This is a genomic window from Methylobacterium terrae, assembly GCF_003173755.1.
Taxonomy (GTDB): domain Bacteria; phylum Pseudomonadota; class Alphaproteobacteria; order Rhizobiales; family Beijerinckiaceae; genus Methylobacterium; species Methylobacterium terrae.
On sequence record NZ_CP029553.1, the window covers coordinates 5,977,293 to 5,997,339 of the forward strand.

The window sequence follows — 20,047 nt, forward strand, 5'->3', positions numbered from 1 at the left end:
GGCGGGCGATGGACGCAGGTCCCGCCGTCTTCAGAGCGGCGGCATGCCGAACTGGGCGACCCGGCGGTTGTGCTCGTGCCAGAGGCGCAGCATCTCGGCGAGCAGGCCCGACTTGACGGAAGCCTCGGTCGAGGCCTTGGCGGCGGCGATACGGGTCGAGGCGATCGACGAGGAGGAGGCCATGGGTCCGGCTCCGAGTTGGGAGGTGGGGTGGAACTCTGTGGTTCCTGACCCCGACCATGACCTCCATGCTGCGTCGCAGCAATCAGCGATCTCGCGGCTGCGATATGCGCTCACGGCATGCAGGTTGCGCCATTGTGCTGAATTGCCCGTCAATCATGCACCATATGCCTGGCCGGCGGGCTTCGCGCGTGGTTCGACGGCAGGCGATCACCCGTCCAGGGCGGTCCGGTCCACCTCCGTCGTGACCGTGCCGAGGATGCGGGCGCGGGCGTGCTCCAGGGTCTCGCAGGCCTCCGTCAGGGTGCGCAGCGGGGTGCGGCCCCACTCGGTCATCAGCACCACGCCGTCGAGCAGCGGCGCGAGCGCCACGACCGCGGCCGAGCGGCCGACCGGCGGCAGGTCGACGATCACCACGTCGTAGGCCTCGGTGAGGCTGGCGAGCAGCGCCTCCATGGCGGGCGAGGCGAGCCAGTGCGGCGAGGGCAGCGCCTCGTGCGCCAGGGGGAGCACGTCGCATCCCTCCGCGAGCGCCGTGACGTGGGGGCGCCAGCGCTCGGCCGCCGCGGTCCCGAAGCCGCGCAGCTCCGCCACGATCCCCTCCCCGGCCTCGGGGTTGCGCAGGACCGGGTCGGCGGCGTCCGCATCGACGACGAGGACGCGGGCGCCCGACGCGGCGTAGAGCCGGGCGAGCTCGATCGCCGCGAGCGCCTTGGTGCGCCCGCAGGTGCGCCCCGCCGCCGTGAGGCCGATGGTGCGCAGCGGCGCGGCGTGGCTCGCCGCGGCGAGGGAGAGCCGGGTCCATTGCAGCCCCTCGGCGAGCCCGGCGCAGAGCCGCGCCTCGTCGGTCAGGCCGCGGCGGCGGGTGCTCGGCCGGGCCGGGATCCAGCCGAGGCAGTCCCGCCCGGTCGCGGCCCGGACCTGGCGCCGCGAGCGGGCGCGCCCGTCGAGCAGGAGGCCGGCGAGGCCGGCGGCGACGAACAGACCGGCCCCGGCCGCCGCACCGGCCGGCATCGTCAGCCGCAGGCCCGCATTGGAGCGGAACAGCGGCCGGGTCGCCGCGGTGATGACCCGGGAATCGGCGATCGGGGCGCTCTGGCGCTGCACCGCCTCGGCGAGCACCACGAGCAGGCTCTCGTAGACCTTGCGCGAGGTCTCGGCGGCGGATTCGAGCTCCTCGAGGGTGCCGGGCTCGTCGTCGGCGGGCGCGCGCGGGACGATCTGCGCGCCCGCGCTCGCCACCGGACCGTCGGCATCGTCGCGCCGGCCGCGCCGGATGCGATAGTTGTGCGTGGCGCGGAACTCCTGCACGGCGCGGATCGCCGCGTTCATCTGGGTCCGGAAGCGGTCGACGCGCTCGTTGAGCCAGTCGGTGGCGTAGCGCGAGGCCTCGATCCGGGCCTCCATCTTCTCGCGCAGGAACTGCTCGACCACCGCGTTGACGATGTCGGCCGCCTTCTGGGGGTCGCGGGCCGCGAAGGTGATGTCGAGGGCGTAGGCGAGGCCGGAGCGGCGCACGTCGAGCCGGGCCGCGAAGGTGTTGAGGAGGTGCCGCTCCGCCTCGAGGCCGGAATCGGCCGTCTCGCCCTCGCCCCGGCCGGTCGCGCCCTTGAACGCCGCGCGGGCGGTCTCGACGAGGCCGCCCAGGCGCTCCTGCGCGGCGACCACGAAGGCCGGCAGCCGGCTCGCGAGCCGGGCCCCGCCCCCGCCCCCGCCGAATTCCGGATCGCCCCGCAGCCCGAGCCGGTCGATCACCATCCGGGCGACCTTCTCGGAGCGCAGGATCGCGATCTGGTTGGCGATCTGGCCGGTATCGATGGCGAAGCGCGCGTCGCCGCCGGGCTCGGCGAAGAGCGGCGGCATCTTGGAATCGATCACGAGCTGCGCCCGGGCGGTGTAGACCGGCGCTGCCGTGAGCGCGTAGAGGGCGCCGAGCGCCGCCCCCGCGAGGGCGCAGGCGAGGATGCGGGCACGGCGGCGGCGCAGGAACGCGAGGATGTCGCGGACCTCGAGCGTGCGGGTCTCGGGCGGGTCGTCCCGCAGGCGCGGGGCCAGGGACGGGTCGGTCCAGATCGGATTGTTCAGCAAGATCGCGCTCTCTTCGGCTCGACCGCGGCGGGGAATGTCTGGATTCGGCGGCTCCCCCGCGGGTGCTGGTGGCCGCCGCGGGCCGGTGCGGGACTCTCTCGAGCCCGCACGATCCGCCCGTGACCTCGGCAGGGTACGTCCGGGCCGTCCCGGGCCGGAACGCCGCGGAACGGCGTAAGGACGCCGCCGGCAAGTCCGGGCGGCGGAGGCGGGTGTCGCCCGATCGGTCGCCCCTCGCGCCTTTCGGGGCGTGGACCGGCCGGCCGGCCCCGCCCGAGGGAGGAGCGTCCTACGCCTGATGGGGGAGGACCCGCCCTCTCCCCCCGCCCCGGCCGGGTGAGGCCGCCGGAGACCGGCGCCCCGAAAGCCGGTGCTGCGGCGCGGCGCGTGCGCCGCCTAGGCTCCCTGGTCTCGCGACCGATCCTTGAACGGATCCTTGAAAGGGGAGCCCGCCCGCATGCCGATCACCGACGTGTCCCTCGACGACGGCGCCAGCATCACGCATCCGGACCTCGTCGACCTCGCGGGCTGCCGCATCGGCGCCGGCGCCCGGATCGGGCCGTTCGTGCAGATCCGGCCCGGCAGCCGGGTCGGCCCGCGCTGCAAGGTCTCCTCGCACAGCGTGCTCGGCCCGGCGGTCGAGCTCGGCGAGGGCGTGTTCGTCGGCCACGGCGTGGTGATCGGCGACGCGCAGGCGCCGGACGCCGGGGCGCAGGACGCGACGCCGACCCGGATCGGTGCCGGCGCCTCCCTCGGCTCGCGCGCCACGGTGCTGCCCGGCCTGACGATCGGCCGGGGCGCGATGATCGGCGCCGGCGCCGTCGTCGAGACCGACGTGCCCGACTTCGCCCTGGCGGTCGGCGTGCCGGCCCGGGTGATCGGCGATGCCCGTGACCGGCGCGGCCTGCCGCCGCACGACCCGGCCGGCCGGCTCGACGAGGCGGCGGCCGGGTGAGGAAGCGGCCCCGGGCGGGGGCGCCGGGCGGCGGGCCCGACGCCGCCGGCGGCTCAGGGCGTCGCGGCGGCCCTCGGCATGCCGGTGACCTGCGCCGACGGCTCCTCGCTCAGCCAGCGGTACAGGACGCCGCCGAGGGCACCGCCGATGATCGGCGCGACCCAGAACAGCCAGAGCTGCGCCAGGGCCCAGCCGCCGGCGACCACGGCCGGGCCGGTGCTGCGGGCCGGGTTGACCGACAGGTTGGTGATCGGGATGCCGACGAGGTGGATCAGGGTCAGGCAGAGCCCGATCGCCAGGGGCGCGAACCCGGCCGGCGCCTTGCCGTGGGTCGCCCCCATGATCACGAACAGGAACATCAGGGTCAGCACCACCTCGGCGAGGAAGCACGCGACCAGGGAGTACTGCCCGGGCGAGTGCTCGCCGTAGCCGTTCGCCGCGAAGCCCTTGGCGAGGTCGAAGCCCGGCGCGCCGCCGGCGATCGCCAGGAGCAGGCCCGACGCCGCGACGGCGCCGACGAGCTGGGCGGCGATGTAGGGGCCGATGTCCCGGCCCGGGAAGCGCCGGCCCGCCGCGAGCCCGATCGTCACCGCCGGGTTGAGGTGGCAGCCGGAGATGTGGCCGATGGCGTAGGCCATGGTGACCACCGTGAGGCCGAAGGCCAGGGCGACGCCGGCAAAGCCGATCCCGAGCTCCGGGAACGCCGCCGCCAGGACGGCGCTGCCGCAGCCGCCGAAGGTGAGCCAGAAGGTGCCGATCGCCTCGGCCGCGCATTTTCGGATGTCCATCGGTCCTCTCCTCGTGCGGGACCCCGTCCCGGGCGGGCAGGGTCCGGTGCCGGACGTCGCGCCGGCTCTTGGGTGGGCGCGGAGGACGTCGGCCGCGGGCATCCGGCCCCGTGCGCGGCGGGGTGCGCCGGCCGGGATCCGTCGGGGGCGAGGCTGACCTGAGTCGGAATGCGATCCTTCGTGGTCGCTTTCGTTCCCTATACAGGAGATGTTGCTGAAGAGGAACGGGGCGATCCTGCAACTCTACTGAACGATGCTGCGACCGGTTGCCCGAAACTGCCGGCGAACGCCGTGACGCGCCCGCGCCCCGCGGGCGAGAGGCCGTTCCCGCCGAACCGCGACGCCGTCTCCCATCGCTGCGGCCGAGCCGGAACGATGCGCGTCCCCTCGCGGAGCCTCGCCGCCCTCCTCGGCGCCCTCCCGCGCCTGGCGGCGGCCCCGGGCGCACGCGATGCACCCGTCCGGTCTCAGGGATAGCGCACCGGCGGCGGATCCTCCGGCAGGGGGATGAACTCGGCGTCGTTCGGCACCGTGTCGAACCGGCCCTGGCGCCAATCCTCCTTGGCCTGGGCGATCCGCTCGGGCCGCGAGGAGACGAAGTTCCACCACAGGTGCCGCGGCCCGTCCATCGGCTCGCCGCCCAGCACCATGAATCGCGCCCCTTGCGTCGCCCGCACGCTGATGCGGTCGCCGGGGCGCAGGACCAGGAGCTGGCCGGGGCCGAAGCCGTCGCCGGCGATCTCGATCGCGCCCGAGACCGTGTAGATCGCGCGCTCGTCGTAGGTCGCATCGACCGGCAGGACGGCGCCGGCCTCGAGCGCCACGTCGGCGTAGACCATCGGGGTCGAGGTCCGCACGGCTGAGCGCGCGCCGTAGGCCTCTCCGGCGATCAGCCGCACGGTCTTGCCCTCGCCCGAGACGACCGGCAGCGCGGCGGCGTCGTAATGCTCGAAGGCCGGCGCCGTCTCCTCGTCGCGGGCCGCCAGGGCGACCCAGCTCTGGAGGCCGAACAGCCGCGAGCCGGTCCGGCGCAGGTCGCTCCCGGTCCGCTCCGAATGGGTGATGCCGCGCCCCGCGGTCATCCAGTTCAGCTCGCCCGGCCGGATCGGCAGCTCGGTGCCGAGGCTGTCGCGGTGCATGATCTCGCCGTCGAACAGGTAGGTGACGGTGGACAGGCCGATATGCGGGTGCGGCCGCACGTCCATGCCCTGCCCGAGCAGGAATTCCGACGGCCCCATCTGGTCGAAGAAGATGAACGGGCCGACCATCCGGCACTCGGCCGACGGCAGGGCCCGCCGCACGGCGAAGGAGCCGAGGTCGCGCGAGCGCGGCACGATCAGGGTCTGGATCGCGTCGCAGCTGAAGCGATCGCCCGGGATCGGATCGTCGGCACCGTGCCAGCTCATCGCTCTTGCTCCGTCGTCCTGCTCGCGCGGCCGGGACGCCGCGTCGACGAGCCGTACTCTGGCTCCGTCTCGTTGGATTGAAAACGGAAACGATCGAAACACATCGTTTCGAGTTCTGACGCTATCGACGCCGCCTCGCCGGTCGGGGGCGGTCCGCGGGCTCGCAAGCTCCGCGCAACCCACCTCATACACGCTCTGCGTTCATCGGCAGGAGGGTTCAAGCGATGAGCGAAGAAGCGCTGACGGAGGAGCGGGCGGCCGAGCGTTTGGCCCACCACCTGCTGCGGGAGGCCTATCACGACCTCGCGGCGGTGCTGCTGAGCGCCAACGCCAAGGCGGCCGAGAGCCTGTTCTACGCCATCGAGAAGCGCACGGCGGACGCGCTGCGCACCATCGTCGCCGACCGGGCCGAGGGCGCGGCCTCGACCCGCATCGCCCGCACGGTCGGCGTCGAGCTCGACGAGCTTTTCGCATGCGCGCACGGCCGCACCGGGATCCCGGCCTCGCAGCGGGTCGCCTCGCAGCGGGTGGCCTCGCAGCAGGTGGCCTAGCGGCGGTCGGGAATGTCGTGCCGGGCGGCAAGCTCGACAGCGGCCGGGCAAGGCCTTACGCTGGGGTAGAACGCCGCTTCCAACCCCCCGACGGTCCGCCATGCGCAGGCTCCTCGTCACCGCGCTCGTCCTCCTGTGCACGGCGGCGGGGGCCCGGGCCGCCGAGCGGCCGCCCTGGCTGCGCGAGCCGGCCCTGTCGCCGGATGGCGGCCGCATCGCCTTCCGCTACCGGGGCCGGATCTGGACCGTGCCGGCCGCCGGCGGCGAGGCCCGGGCGCTGACCGCCGCCGGCGCCCATGCCGAGACGCCGGTCTGGTCTCCGGACGGGCAAAGCCTCGCCTTCGCCTCCGACCGCTCCGGCGCCCTCAACCTCTACGCCGCGCCGGCCGAGGGCGGCGAGGCGCGGCGCCTGACCTGGTACTCCCTCGACGAGCGCCCGACGAGCGTCACGCCCGACGGCCGGTCGGTGCTGTTCGCCTCGCGGCGCCTCGGCGACGCCGCCCGCACCTTCGCGCCGCCGGGGCGCTCCGAGCACGCGACCCAGGTCTACGCCGTGCCGCTGGCGGGCGGGCGCGAGACCCTGGTGCTGCCCAACGCCGCCCTCGACGCCCGCTGGGATCCCGAGGGACGCCGCCTCCTCTACACCAGCCCCAACGTCGAGCAGCCCTTCCGCCAGCACCAGGTCTCCGCCGCGGTGCGCCAGGTCTGGCTCTACGACGCCGCCACCGGGCGCCACGAGCGCCTGACCGACGGCACCCGCGAGAACCGCGGCGCGGTCTGGCTCCCCGGCGGCGAGATCGCATACTTGAGCGAGGCCTCGGGCTCGCTCAACGTCTGGCGCCTGTCCCTGGCGGACCGGACGCCGCGCCAGGTCACGCGTTTCGACGGCGCGCCGGTGCGCTTCCTCTCCGCCTCCCGCGACGGCGACCTCGCCTTCGCCCGGGACGGGCAGGTCTACCGCCTGCGCGCGGGCACGACGGCGCCCGAGCCCGTGCGGGTCGCGGTCGCCGAGGCGACCTTCGCCGACGAGGTGCCGGGCCGCACCTCCGACTTCAACACCCTGGTGCCGTCGCCGAACGGCCAGGAATTCGCCCTGGTGGCCCAGGGCGAGATCTACGTCGCCTCGCGGGACGGGCAGTCGGTCAAGCGGGTCACCCGCACGGCCGGCGAGGAGCGCAGTCCCGCCTTCTCGCCCGACGGCCACCGCCTCGTCTACGCGGCCGAGCGCGACGGGCATTGGGGCCTCTACGAGGCGACGCCGGCGGATTCCGACGAGCGCGGCTTCGCGCAGGCGACCCGCCTCGTCGAGCGGGCGCTGCCGACCCCGCCGGGCGACGCCTTCCTGCCGACCTGGTCGCCCGACGGCCGCCGCCTCGCCTACATCCACGACCGCGGCACGGTCCGCGTCCTCGATCCCGCGACCGGGATCGACCGGGAGGTGGTGGGGGCGGGCCTGTTCTACCCCTACTACGACGGCTCGTGGTGGCTGTCCTGGTCGCCGGACGGGCGCTGGCTCGCGCTGCCGGTCCAGCTCGACCGCGGCTTCGCGCGCAACGTCGCGGTGGTGCCGGCGGACGGCTCGGCGCCGCCCCGGCGGGTGGCGCCCGCCGGCGAGGGCCAGAGCGAGGCGCAGTGGAGCCCGGATGGCGGGATGCTGGTCTGGCGCAGCGAGCCGGAGGACCTGCACTCCGCCTCGGGCGCCACCGACCCGGCCGACATCGACGCGGTGTTCGCCTCCCGCCGGGCCCGCGACGCCTTCGAGGCGCGCCTGCGCGCCCCCGCTCCCCCCGAGGCGGCCGGCACGCCCGCGCGGGCGGCGGAGCCGGGCGCCGCCGAGCCCGGACCGGCCCCGGAGCGGGCCGCGGCCCGCCCGGCGCCCGAGCCCCAGGCCTTCGACCCGGACGGGCTCGAGGACCGCCAGCACCGGCTGTCGCAGGGGCATGTCGACGTCGTCCTCGCCGCGATGATGCGCGACGGGGTGAGCCTCCTCGTCGTCGAGCGCAGCGAGCGGCCGAAGGGCGGGGGCTACGCCCTCACCGGCACGCTGCGCGACCTGCGCCAGGGCACGCGCCGCACGGTCTTCTCGGACCTGCCGTACAAGCGCTTCACCCCGGTGCGGCTGAGCCGCGACCAGCGCACCCTCGCCTTCCTCACCGGGACCGGCTTCACCGAGGTCGACCTCGCCAAGGGTACCCCGCGCCACGTCCGGGTCGAGGCGGAGGCCGGCCACGACCCGGAGGCGCGCCTCGCGGCGGCCTTCGCGCAGTACTGGCGCCTGACGCGGGCGAAGTTCCTCGATCCCGGCATGCACGGGGTCGACTGGGACGCGGTGCGGGCCCGCTACGCCCGCTTCCTGCCGGCGCTGGCCGACGCCCGCGATCTCGCCGAGCTCCTGTCCGAGATGGCGGGCGAGCTCGACGCCTCGCATACCCGCGCCTCCCTGAGCCCCGGCGTGCCGCCGGGCGAGGAGACCGCCTCCCTCGGCCTCTACTACGACGAGACGTTTCCGGGGCCCGGCATGCGCGTGGCGGCGATCCTGCCCGCCGGTCCCTTCGACGCCGGCGACACGCGGCTCTCCCCCGGCGACGTGATCACGGCGATCGACGGCGAGGCCCTGCCCGAGGCGGGCGGCCTGCGCCGCCTGCTGCGCGGGCGGAAGGACCGGCGGGTCGAGGTCGCGTTCGTCAAGCCGGACGGGAGCGTGGTGCGCGAGCGCCGGGTGCCGGTGAGCCTCGATCGCGAGCGCGACCTCGCCTTCGAGCGCTGGCGGCGCAACCGCCGCGACGCGGTGGCGGCCCGCTCCTGCGGCCGTCTCGGCTACGTCCACGTCAGGGCGATGAACGCCGCCTCCTACCGCAGCACCTTCGCGGAGGTGTTCGGGCGCTTCGGCGCGGCCGAGGGGCTGGTGGTCGACGTGCGCTTCAACGGCGGCGGCAACCTGCACAACCAGCTGCTCACGATGCTCTCGGGCCGCCCCTACCTGACCTTCGCGCCCCGCTCCGGTCCGGTCCAGAGCGACCCGCGCGACCGCTGGAGCCGGCCCTCCGCCGTGCTGATGAACGGCGCGAGCTACTCCGACGCCTCGATCTTCCCGCAAGGGTACCGCGACCTCGGCATCGGCCCGCTGATCGGCGAGCCGGTGGCCGGGACCGGCACCTTCGTCTGGTGGGTGGATTCGCCGATCGTGCCGCGCCTCACCTACGGCCTGCCGCAGGTCGCCACCCACCGCATCGACGGCACCCGGCTCGAGAACACCGACGTGCTGCCGGACCTCGCGGTCCCCGCCGACCCCGCCGCCTGGGCCGAGGGCCGCGACCCGCAGCTCGACGCGGCGGTGGACCGGCTGCTCGGGGGACGCGGTGCCTGCCGGCCGGCGAGCGCCGCGGCGGCGGCGCCGTGAGTCCTACAGGAAGCTCTGGGGATCGACGTCGATGCCGACCCGGAGGTTGCCCCGGACCTTCGGCCCGCGGGCGAGCCAGTCGCGCAGGTAGCCCTGGAGGTCGATCTCGCGCTCGGTCTTGACCAGCAGGCGGAAGCGGTAGCGGCCGCGCACCAGCGCCAGCGGCGCCTCGGCGGGGCCGAGCACCATCACGCCGGGCGGCGGCTCGGCGACGCGGGCGAGCGCCCGGCCGTGGGTCTCGGCCGCCTCGCGGTCGGTGCAGGAGATCACGAGCGCGGCGAGGCGCCCGAAGGGCGGCAGGCCGGCGACCTCGCGGGCGGCCGTCTCCTCGGAATAGAAGCGCTCGGCGTCCCCCGAGATGAGCGCCGCGATCACCGGGTGCTCGGGCTGGAAGGTCTGGACCAGCGCCCGGCCCGGCTTCTCGCCGCGCCCGGCCCGGCCCGTGACCTGCTGCAGGAGCTGGAAGGTGCGCTCGGCGGCGCGGGGATCGCCGGAGGTCAGCCCGATATCGGCGTCGAGCACGCCGACGAGCGTCAGGTGCGGGAAGTTGTGGCCCTTGGCGACGAGCTGGGTGCCCACCACGATGTCGCAGCCGCCCTCGGCCACGGTCTGGAGCTCGGCCCGCAGCCGCTCGGCCCCGCCGGGAAAGTCGCTCGACAGGACGATGACGCGCTTGTCCGGGAAGGTGGCGGCGACCTCCTCGGCGATGCGCTCGACGCCCGGCCCGCAGGCGGTCAGGTTGTCGAAGGTGCCGCACTCGGTGCAGGCTTCCGGGCGGCGCTCGGCGTGGCCGCAATGGTGGCAGACGAGCGCCCGGCGGAAGCGGTGCTCGACGAGCCAGGTCGAGCAGTTCGGGCATTGGTAGCGGTGGCCGCAGGCGCGGCAGAGCGTGAGGGGGGCGTAGCCGCGGCGGTTGAGGAAGAGGAGCGCCTGCTCGCCCCGCCCGTTGGTCTCGGCGATGGCCGCGACGAGGCTCGGCGACAGGTAGCGCCCGCGCGGCACCTTCTCGCCCCGCATGTCGATGGCGCGGATCTCCGGCAGGCGCCGGCCGCCGAAGCGCTCGGGCATCACCACCCGGCGGTAGCGGCCGCGCTCGGCGTTGACCCGGGTCTCGATCGCGGGCGTGGCCGACGCCAGCACCACGGCGGCGTTCTCGAGCTTGCCGCGCACCACCGCCATGTCGCGGGCGTGGTAGCAGACGCCGTCATCCTGCTTGTAGGCGCCCTCGTGCTCCTCGTCGACCACGATCAGGCCGAGCTTGGCGAACGGCAGGAACAGCGCCGAGCGGGCGCCGACCACCACCTGCACCTCGCCCGACGCCACGCCGGCGCGGATCTTCTCGCGACGCCGCCCGCCGATTCCGGAATGCCAGGCGGCGGGCCTGACCCCGAATCGCTTGGCGAAGCGGTCGAGGAACTGGGCCGTCAGCGCGATCTCGGGCATCAGCACGAGCGACTGCACGCCCCGGCGCAGGGCCTCGGCCACGACCTCGAAATAGACCTCCGTTTTCCCTGAGCCGGTCACGCCCTCGAGCAGCGTCACGCCGCCCTCGCCGGCCGTCCCGCCCGCGGCCGGCGGCGCGGTGAGCGTCGCGATGAGCGCGCGCGCCGCCTCGGCCTGGGGCTCGGAGAGGGCGTCGTGCGGGTGGTCGGGGTCCGGCGGCTCGGCGACCCGGTCGGGGGCGAGCGCCACGGTCTCGAGCACCCCGTCGTCGATCAGCCCGTCGATCACGCCGGCGCTGACCCCGGCCTCGAGCGCCAGCGCCCGCTTGCCCCGCACCGCGCCGTCGGCCGCCGCCGCCACCACCTTGCCCCGCGCCGGGGTCATCCGGCTCGGCGGCATCCCGGTCGCGCGCACGCCGACCTTGGCGGTCTCGGTGCGGCTCTCCTCCGGCAGGCGCAGCGCCATGGCGAGCGCCGAGCCCTTCGGCGCCAGGGTGTAGCGGGCGATCCACTCGACGAGGCGGCGCAAGGCGGGGCTCAGGGCCTCGACGCCGATCCGCCCGCTCACCCGGCGCAGGTTGGAGCCGGCGCCGTCGCGCAAGGCCCACACCACCCCGACGGTCTCGCGCGGCCCGAGCGGCACCTGCACCACGTCGCCCTCCGCGAGCGTCAGCTCGGGCGGCACGGCGTAGCTGTAGGCCTGGTCGAGGGCGAGCGGGATCAGGATTTCGGCGATCGGGGCGGTCATCGGGACTTCGGGATCGGGCGGTGCGTGAGCCCGTATATAGGAGCGGCCACGCCGTCGCGCTCACGCCTCCTCCGCGTCCGCGCTCTCCTGATCCGGATTCTCTCCGTCCACATTCTCCTCGCCGATCCGCCGGCGCACGCCCCATTCGGCGAGCACGGCGTTGAGGTCGTCGAGGACGAAGTGGCGGGCGCTGTCCTGGTCGTAGCCCTCCTCCAGGAGGGAATCGTACTCGGTGAAGACGTGGCGGGCGTACGACACCATGCCGAGCCAGGCCGCGGTCTCGGGTGCGGCACCCCGCAGGCCGGTGCTCGCCAGCGCCCGGTCGACGATCGCCTCGCCCTCGAAGTCCGGCACCCGGGGGCGAGGCGGGACAAGGCCGCCTCCACCGCCTCGCGGCGCGTCGGGGGCGCGGACGGGAGCGGATCGGAGCGGCTCATCGTTCGTCCTCACGGGGCGGGACGCCGACCCTGCCGGACCGGGCCGGGCCTGTCACCCCCGCGCGCCGCGGGTCGGGCACGCACAGCGGGGCCCGATCATCCCTCCGCTCGGCAAAACATTCGTAAGCATCATCGACGAATGCTGTGTCATCACTTCGATCGCGGCGCACCACCCCATGTCGGTCCTCACCCGCCTCACCGGACGCTTCCTCACGCTGTCGCTGCTTTTGGGCGGCATCATGGTGGCGCTCTGCGCCCACACGCTGATGCAGTTCGAGGAGAGCGCCGCGACCACGGCGCGGATCGGCAGCCGGATCCTGCCGATGGTCGACCGCCTCGGGGACCTGCGCGCCACCATGACGCGGGTGCGCCTCGGCGCCACCCGGGTGCTCGACGCGGGCGACGCGACCGGGATGGCGCGGGCGAGGGAGCGCAACGAATCCCGCATCGCGGAGATGCAGGGCCAGGTCGAGGGATTCCGCACCCTGCCGCTGACGCCGTCCGAGCGCGAGGCCTTCGAGGTCTTCTCCCGGACCTGGAGCGCCTACCTGGCGCAGCAGGCGGCGACCTTCGGGCAGGCGGCGCGGGATCCCCTCGCCGCCAAGGCCGCCTTCAACGGCCCGGCCAACGCGACCTACGACCAGGCCTGGAAGGAGCTGGAGCGCCTGAAGGGCAGCACCGCCGCGGAGGCCAGGGCCGCGGTCGTCGCCTCGGAGGCGGCCCGGATCGACACCGACCGGACGGTGATGGCGGCGACCGGATGCGGCGTGCTCGTCGCCATGCTGCTGATGGGCTGGCTCGCCCGCGACATCGCCGGTCGGGCGGTGCGGCTCGCCGCGACCATGCGGCAGCTCGCCGAGGGGCGGAGCGAGATCGAGATCCCGTGCACCGGGCGCGGCGACGAGATCGGCGACATCGCGCAGGCGGCGATCGGCTTCCGCGAGAGCCTGCGCCGCAACCGCGCCCTCGAGGCGGAGGCGGCGACGGCCCGGGCGGGCATCGAGGCCCAGCGCCGCCGGGCGATGGGCGAGGTCGCCGACGCCTTCGAGCGGGCGGTCGGCGGCGTCGTCGGCGCGGTCTCGGCCTCCGCCGAGCGGCTGCAGGACGCGGCCCGCACGATGAGCACGATCGCCGCCGAGACCTCGACCCGGTCGGGCGCCGCCGCGGCGTCGGCCCGGGACGCGGCGACCAATGTCGGCATGGTGGCCGCCGCCGCCGAGGAGCTCGGCGCCTCGGTGGACGAGATCGGCCGCCAGGTCGGCGGCTCGGCCGATCTCGCCCGGGCCGCGGTCGGAGACGCCGACGCCACCGCCCAGCACGTCCAGGCCCTCAGCGAGGCGGCCGCGCGGATCGGCGACGTCGTGAGCCTGATCTCCTCGATCGCCGGGCAGACCAACCTGCTGGCCCTCAACGCCACGATCGAGGCGGCCCGGGCCGGCGAGGCCGGCCGCGGCTTCTCCGTCGTCGCCGCCGAGGTGAAGCAGCTCTCGGCCCAGACCAGCCGCGCCACCGACGAGATCACGGGCCAGATCGGGCAGATCCAGGCCGCGACCGGCCGGGCCGTCGAGGCGATCGGCGGCATCGCGGGCCGCATCCGCGAGCTCAACGGCGTCGCCGCCTCGATCGCGGCGGCGGTGGAGGAGCAGGGCGCCGCGACCCAGGAGATCGTCCGCAACGTCTCCGAGGCCGCCGCCGGTACCGGCGCGGTCACCGGCACGATCGGCGAGGTCGCGGGCGCGGCGCGCGAGACCGGCGACGCGGCGGGCCAGGTCCTCGACGCCGCCTCGGCCCTGTCGCGGGAGGCCGTGCACCTGTCGGCCGAGGTCGGGCGGTTCCTGGCGACGGTCAGGGCGGCCTGAAGGGCGGCCTCCCGCGCGACGGCATGGAGGAGCGGCCGTGGAGGCGCGGCCATGGACGCCGGATGCGCCGATCGGCGCCGGTGTCGCGCCGGGCCGAAAAATGCAAAGGTGTCGGCCACCTTTCCCGTATCCGGCCTCCCGCGACCCCGCGGGCGGCCCCGAGACCCCGCCATGCGCCTCCTCCTCGCCGCCACCCTCCTCGCCGCTCCGCTCCTGGCCTTCGCCGGCGCCGCCGCGGCGCAGACCGAGACCCCCGCCCCGCTCGGGACCGCGCCCTCCGCCGTCGCCGCGCCCGACGCGAGCGCCGCTGCCGCCTCCGGCCGGCGCCAGCCGCGCCGGGTCGACGGGGCGCAGGCCGCGGCGAAGCCCGCGCCCGCCAAGGCCGATGCGGGCGAAACCCTCCGCAAGGCCCAGGCCGCCACCGCCGCCCGCGACAAGGCGTGGGACGCCCGGATGAAGCGCACCCTCGGGTCGATCTGCCACGGCTGCTGAGCCCGGCCGGGCTTTCCGAAGCGAGAGGCGCGCCGATGATCCGCTTCGAAGGGGCCGCCAAGACCTATCCCGGCCAGGCCCGGCCGGCGCTCGACGCCTTCGACCTCGCGGTCGAGGCCGGCACCACCTGCGTGCTGATCGGCCCGTCGGGCTGCGGCAAGTCGACGGCTCTGCAGATGGTCAACCGGCTGGTGGCGCCGAGCGCCGGCCGCGTCCTGGTCGAGGGGCGCGACGTCGCGGGGCTCGACCCGATCTCCTTGCGCCGGGGTATCGGCTACGTGCTCCAGGGCGTCGGGCTGTTTCCGCACCGGACGGTCGGCCAGAACGTCGCCACCGTGCCGGGGCTGCTGGGCTGGACGCGCGCGCGGATCGCCGAGCGGGTCGACGCGATGCTCGACCTCGTCGGCCTCGAGCCCGGCGAGTTCCGGGACCGGCGGCCGGACGCGCTCTCGGGGGGGCAGCGCCAGCGCGTCGGCGTCGCCCGGGCGCTCGCCGCCGACCCGCCGGTGCTGCTGATGGACGAGCCGTTCGGCGCCGTCGATCCGGTGGCGCGCACCCGCCTGCAGGACGAGGTCCGGGGGATCCTGGTGCGGCTGAGGAAGACCGTGCTGATGGTCACCCACGACATCGACGAGGCGGTGCGGATGGGCGACGCGGTGGCGCTGATGCGCGAGGGCCGGCTCGTCCAGGTCGCAGCCCCCGCGACCCTGCTCGCCGCCCCCGCCGACGCCTTCGCGGCCCGGTTCGTCGGCGCCGACCGGCTCCTGCGCCGCCTCTCGCTGCTGCCGGCCCGCGACCATGCCGAGCCGGGCCCCGCCGGCGCCGCGCCGCGCCTCGGTCCCGGCGCCTCGCTCAAGGACGCGCTGGCGCTGATGCTGGCGAGCGGGCAGGAGCGCGTCGGCGTGAGTGACGGCTCGGGCGAGGGCTCGGTGACGCTCTCGGCCCTGCTGCGCGAGGCGGCGGGCGGGTCCCCGCCCGCCTGAAACTTTATCTGCGGCCCCCGATGGTGTAGGCGCGACGATCCGTTCCGCCCGTCCGCGGCGCGCGCCCGTCCGGGAGCGCCGCGCCGCCCCCCAAGGCCCAGTCCAAGGTCGCCCCCGATGACCACCCGCCTCGCCGACACCTTCGCCCGCTGCCGCGCGGAGGGCCGCGCCGCCCTCGTCACCTACGTGATGGCCGGCGATCCGGACCCCGAGACCTCGCTCCAGATCCTGCGCGCCCTGCCGGAGGCCGGGGCCGACATCGTCGAGTTCGGCCTGCCCTTCACCGACCCGATGGCGGACGGGCCGGCGATCCAGGCGGCGGGCCTGCGGGCGCTCAAGGGCGGGCAGACCCTGGAGCGCACCCTCGACCTGGTGCGCCGCTTCCGGGCCGAGAATACTGGCACGCCGGTGATCCTGATGGGGTACTACAACCCGATCTACACCTACGGCGTCGCGCGCTTCCTCGAGGACGCCAAGGCCATCGGCATCGACGGGCTGATCGTGGTCGACCTGCCGCCCGAGGAGGACGACGAGCTCTGCCTGCCGACGCTCCAGGCCGGCCTCGCCTTCATCCGCCTGGCCACCCCGACCACCGACGAGGCGCGCCTGCCCGCCGTGCTCGCGAACACCACGGGCTTCGTCTACTACGTCTCGATCACCGGGATCACCGGCACGGCGACCCCGGATTTCGGCGCCGTGGCCGGCGCCGTCGCGCGCATCCGCCGCCACACCGACCTGCCGGTGGTGGTCGGCTTCGGCGTCAAGACCGGCGAGCACGCCGCCGCGATCGCCCGGGGCGCCGACGGCGTGGTGGTCGGCTCGGCGATCGTCGACGCGCTCGCCCGCTCCCTCGATGGCGAGGGCCGGGCCGGTGCGGGCTCGGTCGAGGCGGTGACGACGCTCGTGCGCGATCTCGCCGCCGGCGTGCGCGCCGGCCGGGCGGGCTGAGGCCGCAGACCCCATATCACCGAACACGATTCCGACGACCGAGGAGCGATCATGGTCGAGGCGATGAACTGGATCTCCGAGGTCGTGCGCCCGAAGATCAAGACGCTGTTCAAGCGCGAGACGCCGGAGAACCTCTGGGTGAAGTGCCCGGAGACCGGCCAGATGGTGTTCCACAAGGAGGTGGAGGCCAACGGCTGGGTGATCCCGGGCTCGGAGCACCACCTGCGCATCACCGCGCAGCAGCGCCTGAAGCTGATGTTCGACCAGGGCACCTGGCTCGACGTGCCGCTCCCCGACGCGCCGGCCGACCCGCTGAAGTTCCGCGACGAGAAGCGCTACGCCGACCGGCTCAAGGATGCCCGCGCCAAGACCGGCATGACCGACGCGTTCAAGATCGGGTTCGGCCGCGTCGCCGGCCTGCCGATGACCCTGGCGGTGCAGGATTTCGGCTTCATGGGCGGCTCGCTCGGCATGGCGGCCGGCGAGGCCTTCGTGCGCGGCGCCGAGACGGCGCTCGAGAAGCGCACCCCCTACGTGCTGTTCGCGGCCTCCGGCGGGGCGCGGATGCAGGAGGGCATCCTATCGCTGATGCAGATGCCCCGCACCACGGTGGCGGTGCGCCGGCTCAACACCGCCCGCCTCCCCTACCTGGTGGTGCTGACGAACCCGACCACCGGCGGCGTGACCGCCTCCTACGCGATGCTCGGCGACGTGCACCTCGCCGAGCCCGGGGCGCTGATCGGTTTCGCCGGCCCGCGGGTGATCGAGCAGACCATCCGCGAGAAGCTGCCCGACGGCTTCCAGCGCGCCGAGTACCTGAAGGAGCACGGCATGGTCGACCAGGTCGTGCACCGGCGCGACCTCAAGGGCACCATCGCGCGCCTGTGCGGGCTGCTGATGCAGGTGCCGGCGGAGGGCCCGGCCGTCGAGGCGCCGGCCGAGGCCCGGGCGGAGGCCAAGGTCGAGGCGAGGGCCGAGGCCAGGCCCGTCCCGGCCTGAGCCCTCGCGGCGCCCGTTTCTCTCCCTCCTCGCCCCTCCTCGCGTCCCGCCGCCCGCCTGGCGGCGGGACGGACGGAACGCCCCGATGGAATCCTCCGACGCCCTGATGGCGCGCTTCCTGGCGCTGCACCCGCGCACCATCGATTTGTCGCTCGGCCGGATCGAGCGGCTGCTCGCGGCGTTGGGCCATCCGGAGCGGCGCCTGCCGCCGGTGATCCACGTCGCCGGCACCAACGGCAAGGGCTCGACCATCGCCACCATGCGGGCGATCCTGGAGGCCGGCGGGCTCTCGGCCCACGTCTACACCTCGCCCCACCTCGTGCGCTTCCACGAGCGCATCCGCATCGGCGCCGTCGGCGGCGGCCGCTTCGTGCCCGAGGAGCGCCTGGCCGAGGCCTTCGCCCGCTGCGAGGCGGTCAATGCCGGGGCGCCGATCACGGTGTTCGAGATCACCACCGCGGCCGCCCTGCTGCTGTTCTCCGAGGCACCCGCCGACGTGCTGCTGCTGGAGGTGGGGTTGGGCGGCCGGGTCGACGCCACCAACGTCATCGACCGGCCGGCCTGCGCCGTGGTGACGCCGATCGGCCGCGACCACGCCGAGTATCTCGGCGATACCGTCGAGGCGGTGGCGGGCGAGAAGGCCGGCATCTTCAAGCGCGGCTGCCCGGCGGTGATCGCCCCGCAGGACTACGCCCAGGCCGACGCGGTCCTGTGCGCCCGGGCCGAGGCGGTCGGCGCCGCGCCGATCCTCGTCGGCAACCAGGACTTCTCCGCCCACGAGGAGCGCGGCCGGCTGGTCTACCAGGACGAGGACGGGCTCCTCGACCTGGCCCGGCCCAAGCTCGCCGGGCGACACCAGATCGTCAATGCCGGCACGGCGATCGCGGCCCTGCGGGCGTCGGGCTTCGGCGACATCGGGACGGAGGCCTTCGAGGCCGGGCTGGCGGCGATCGAGTGGCCGGGCCGGCTGCAGCGCCTGCGCCAGGGGCGGCTCGCCGGCCTGGTGCCGCCGGGCGCGGAGCTCTGGCTCGACGGCGGCCACAACATCGACGGCGGGCGCATCCTCGCCGCCGCGATGGCCGACCTGCAGGAGCGCGGCGACGCGCCGCTCGTGCTCGTCTCGGGGCTCCTCGGCACCAAGGACGCGGAGGGCTTCCTCGCCAATTTCTCCGGCCTCGCCCGCTTCCTGGTGGCGGTGCCGCTGCCGGGCCAGATGGCGGCGCGGCCGGCCGAGGAGGTCGCGGAGATCGCCGGGCGGGTCGGCCTCTCCGCCGCGACGGCGCCGAGCCTCGAGGCCGCCCTGGTCTCGCTGCGCGACCGGGCCTGGGAGCGCCCGCCCCGGGTGCTGATCTGCGGCTCGCTCTACCTCGCCGGGGCCGCGCTCGCCGCCAACGGCACGCCGCCGATCTGAAGGCCGCGACCTGACGACGAAAGACCTGTGCGCGCTGCCCGAACCGGCGCCACGCAGCCTGTGGGATCCGCTGGATCGTTTGCCGGCAGGCTTGACTTTTCCCCGTCGTCGCTCGGGCGGTCCGTGTCGTTGCCGCACCGATGTGGCTGAACTGCTACATCGTACCCGGCGGAAATGGTCTAGCTTCACCTCGATCGGGGAACCTGCTGGGGACCATCATGAAGAAACTCCTGAGTGCTTTCGCTGCCTTCACCGCGCTGACCGCCGCCGCCTCGGCCGCGGACCTGCCGCGCCGCGTCGCCCCGCCGCCGGTCTTCACGCCGGTGCCGGTCTTCACCTGGACGGGCTTCTACGCCGGTTTCAACGCTGGCTACGGCTTCAACACCGCTGACACCCGCGCCCCGACCGTGATCGGCGTGCCGGCCGGCGTGAACGCCGCCAGCAGCGTGTTCGTGACCGCCGCCGGCGTCCCGACCACCGGCGTCGTCGCCTTCAACAACCGCAACAGCAACGACGGCTTCGTCGGCGGCGGCCAGATCGGCTACAACTACCAGTTCACCCCGGGCTCGGGCGTGGTCGTCGGCATCGAGGCCGACGCCCAGTACGTCGACTTCGGCCGCAGCCGCAACCGCTTCGCCTTCGCCACCGTGCCGGGCGGCAGCGTCGCTCCGGGCGCCCTGGTGTTCAACCCGAACGGCATCTCGGGCCTGGACTTCTTCGGCACCGTGCGCGGCCGTCTCGGCTACGCCTGGGACCGCACCCTCGTGTACGCCACCGGCGGTTTCGCCTACGGCTCGGGCGGCGGTCGCGACTTCGGCCTGACCAACGCTTCGCGCGACGACTTCCAGACCGGCTGGACCGTCGGCGGCGGCGTCGAGTACGCCCTGCCCACCGACTCGTTCCTGAACTTCTTCCGTTCGTCGGCCGTGACCCTCAAGGTCGAAGGCCTGTACGTGAAGCTCGACCAGGGCAACCGCAACAACGGCGTGTTCGCCCAGACCCTGAACGGCACGCAGTACTCGGTGTTCTCGCCGGGCGTCGTGTCGGTCGGCCCGGCCAACCTGTACCGTCGCGAGACCGAGTTCGCGGTCGTCCGCGCCGGCCTGAACTACAAGTTCGGCTCGTACTAAGACCTGAACTTCCGTCACCTTCGACGGAGCGGAGCCCGGCCTCACGGCCGGGCTCTTCGCGTTTGGGGGGGCGTATGGGGTGTCCGGTACGGCGCGATGATCGCCCGATCCAAGCCCTCCTTCAAGCGTGCCTGGCCGGCGTAGCCGATCGAACCGGCACCTTCCCCGTCATACATCCCTGGTTTCGCTTCGCGGCTCCGGAATGACGGAGAGGGATCCGGAATCATCGA

General features: G+C 74.7%; 15 protein-coding genes and 1 pseudogene. 10 read left to right on the forward strand and 6 right to left on the reverse strand.

Going from position 1 to position 20,047, the window contains the following annotated elements; translation table 11 throughout:
- Positions 1-30: 30 nt before the first annotated feature.
- The gene (locus DK419_RS28975; RefSeq protein ID WP_162561444.1) at positions 31-183 is read right to left on the reverse strand and encodes a hypothetical protein; all 153 of its coding nucleotides are present in this window, start codon (positions 181-183) and stop codon (positions 31-33) included.
- A gap of 207 nt (positions 184-390) precedes the next feature.
- Entirely contained in the window at positions 391-2,268 is a 1,878-nt protein-coding gene (locus tag DK419_RS27540; protein WP_109961890.1) for a Wzz/FepE/Etk N-terminal domain-containing protein, read from the reverse strand.
- A 457-nt stretch (positions 2,269-2,725) separates the two neighbouring features.
- Here DK419_RS27540 and DK419_RS27545 point away from each other — a divergent pair, with 457 nt between their 5' ends.
- A complete protein-coding gene (locus DK419_RS27545) occupies positions 2,726-3,223 on the forward strand; it encodes an acyltransferase (RefSeq protein WP_109961891.1) in 498 nt (165 codons plus the stop codon).
- A 53-nt stretch (positions 3,224-3,276) separates the two neighbouring features.
- On the opposite strand, the gene aqpZ is transcribed toward DK419_RS27545, so the two are convergent.
- Together aqpZ and DK419_RS27555 are read right to left on the reverse strand one after the other, a co-directional pair.
- Complete coding sequence (aqpZ, locus tag DK419_RS27550) at positions 3,277-4,011, reverse strand: aquaporin Z (protein ID WP_109961892.1); 735 nt, start codon at positions 4,009-4,011, stop codon at positions 3,277-3,279.
- A gap of 467 nt (positions 4,012-4,478) precedes the next feature.
- Complete coding sequence (locus DK419_RS27555; RefSeq protein ID WP_109961893.1) at positions 4,479-5,417, reverse strand: pirin family protein; 939 nt, start codon at positions 5,415-5,417, stop codon at positions 4,479-4,481.
- Positions 5,418-5,641: 224 nt separating this feature from the next.
- On the opposite strand from DK419_RS27555, the gene DK419_RS27560 reads away from it, so the two are divergent.
- Complete coding sequence (locus tag DK419_RS27560) at positions 5,642-5,968, forward strand: hypothetical protein (RefSeq protein WP_109961894.1); 327 nt, start codon at positions 5,642-5,644, stop codon at positions 5,966-5,968.
- A 100-nt stretch (positions 5,969-6,068) separates the two neighbouring features.
- On the forward strand, positions 6,069-9,368 hold the full coding sequence (locus DK419_RS27565; protein ID WP_109961895.1) for a S41 family peptidase: 3,300 nt from the start codon (positions 6,069-6,071) through the stop codon (positions 9,366-9,368).
- 3 nt (positions 9,369-9,371) lie between these two features.
- Here DK419_RS27565 and DK419_RS27570 read toward each other — a convergent pair whose 3' ends face one another.
- A complete protein-coding gene (locus tag DK419_RS27570; protein ID WP_109961896.1) occupies positions 9,372-11,558 on the reverse strand; it encodes a primosomal protein N' in 2,187 nt (728 codons plus the stop codon).
- Positions 11,559-11,618: 60 nt separating this feature from the next.
- Positions 11,619-11,995 (reverse strand): annotated as a pseudogene (locus DK419_RS27575) (DUF2293 domain-containing protein).
- Between the two features lie 176 nt (positions 11,996-12,171).
- On the opposite strand from DK419_RS27575, the gene DK419_RS27580 reads away from it, so the two are divergent.
- From DK419_RS27580 to DK419_RS27610, 7 genes are all read left to right on the forward strand, one after another.
- The gene (locus DK419_RS27580) at positions 12,172-13,854 is read left to right on the forward strand and encodes a methyl-accepting chemotaxis protein (protein ID WP_109961897.1); all 1,683 of its coding nucleotides are present in this window, start codon (positions 12,172-12,174) and stop codon (positions 13,852-13,854) included.
- Between the two features lie 171 nt (positions 13,855-14,025).
- Positions 14,026-14,346, forward strand: coding sequence for a hypothetical protein (locus tag DK419_RS27585; protein ID WP_109961898.1), 321 nt, complete (start codon positions 14,026-14,028; stop codon positions 14,344-14,346).
- Positions 14,347-14,381: 35 nt separating this feature from the next.
- The gene (locus DK419_RS27590) at positions 14,382-15,329 is read left to right on the forward strand and encodes an ABC transporter ATP-binding protein (RefSeq protein WP_109961899.1); all 948 of its coding nucleotides are present in this window, start codon (positions 14,382-14,384) and stop codon (positions 15,327-15,329) included.
- 117 nt (positions 15,330-15,446) lie between these two features.
- Positions 15,447-16,277 carry a tryptophan synthase subunit alpha gene (trpA, locus tag DK419_RS27595; protein ID WP_109961900.1) on the forward strand — a complete coding sequence of 277 codons (831 nt, stop codon included), beginning with the start codon at positions 15,447-15,449 and terminating at the stop codon, positions 16,275-16,277.
- A 51-nt stretch (positions 16,278-16,328) separates the two neighbouring features.
- On the forward strand, positions 16,329-17,276 hold the full coding sequence (gene accD / locus DK419_RS27600) for an acetyl-CoA carboxylase, carboxyltransferase subunit beta (protein ID WP_245442752.1): 948 nt from the start codon (positions 16,329-16,331) through the stop codon (positions 17,274-17,276).
- 85 nt (positions 17,277-17,361) lie between these two features.
- A complete protein-coding gene (locus DK419_RS27605; RefSeq protein WP_109961901.1) occupies positions 17,362-18,687 on the forward strand; it encodes a bifunctional folylpolyglutamate synthase/dihydrofolate synthase in 1,326 nt (441 codons plus the stop codon).
- A gap of 218 nt (positions 18,688-18,905) precedes the next feature.
- Positions 18,906-19,817 carry an outer membrane protein gene (locus tag DK419_RS27610; protein WP_109961902.1) on the forward strand — a complete coding sequence of 304 codons (912 nt, stop codon included), beginning with the start codon at positions 18,906-18,908 and terminating at the stop codon, positions 19,815-19,817.
- Positions 19,818-20,047 lie beyond the last annotated feature (230 nt).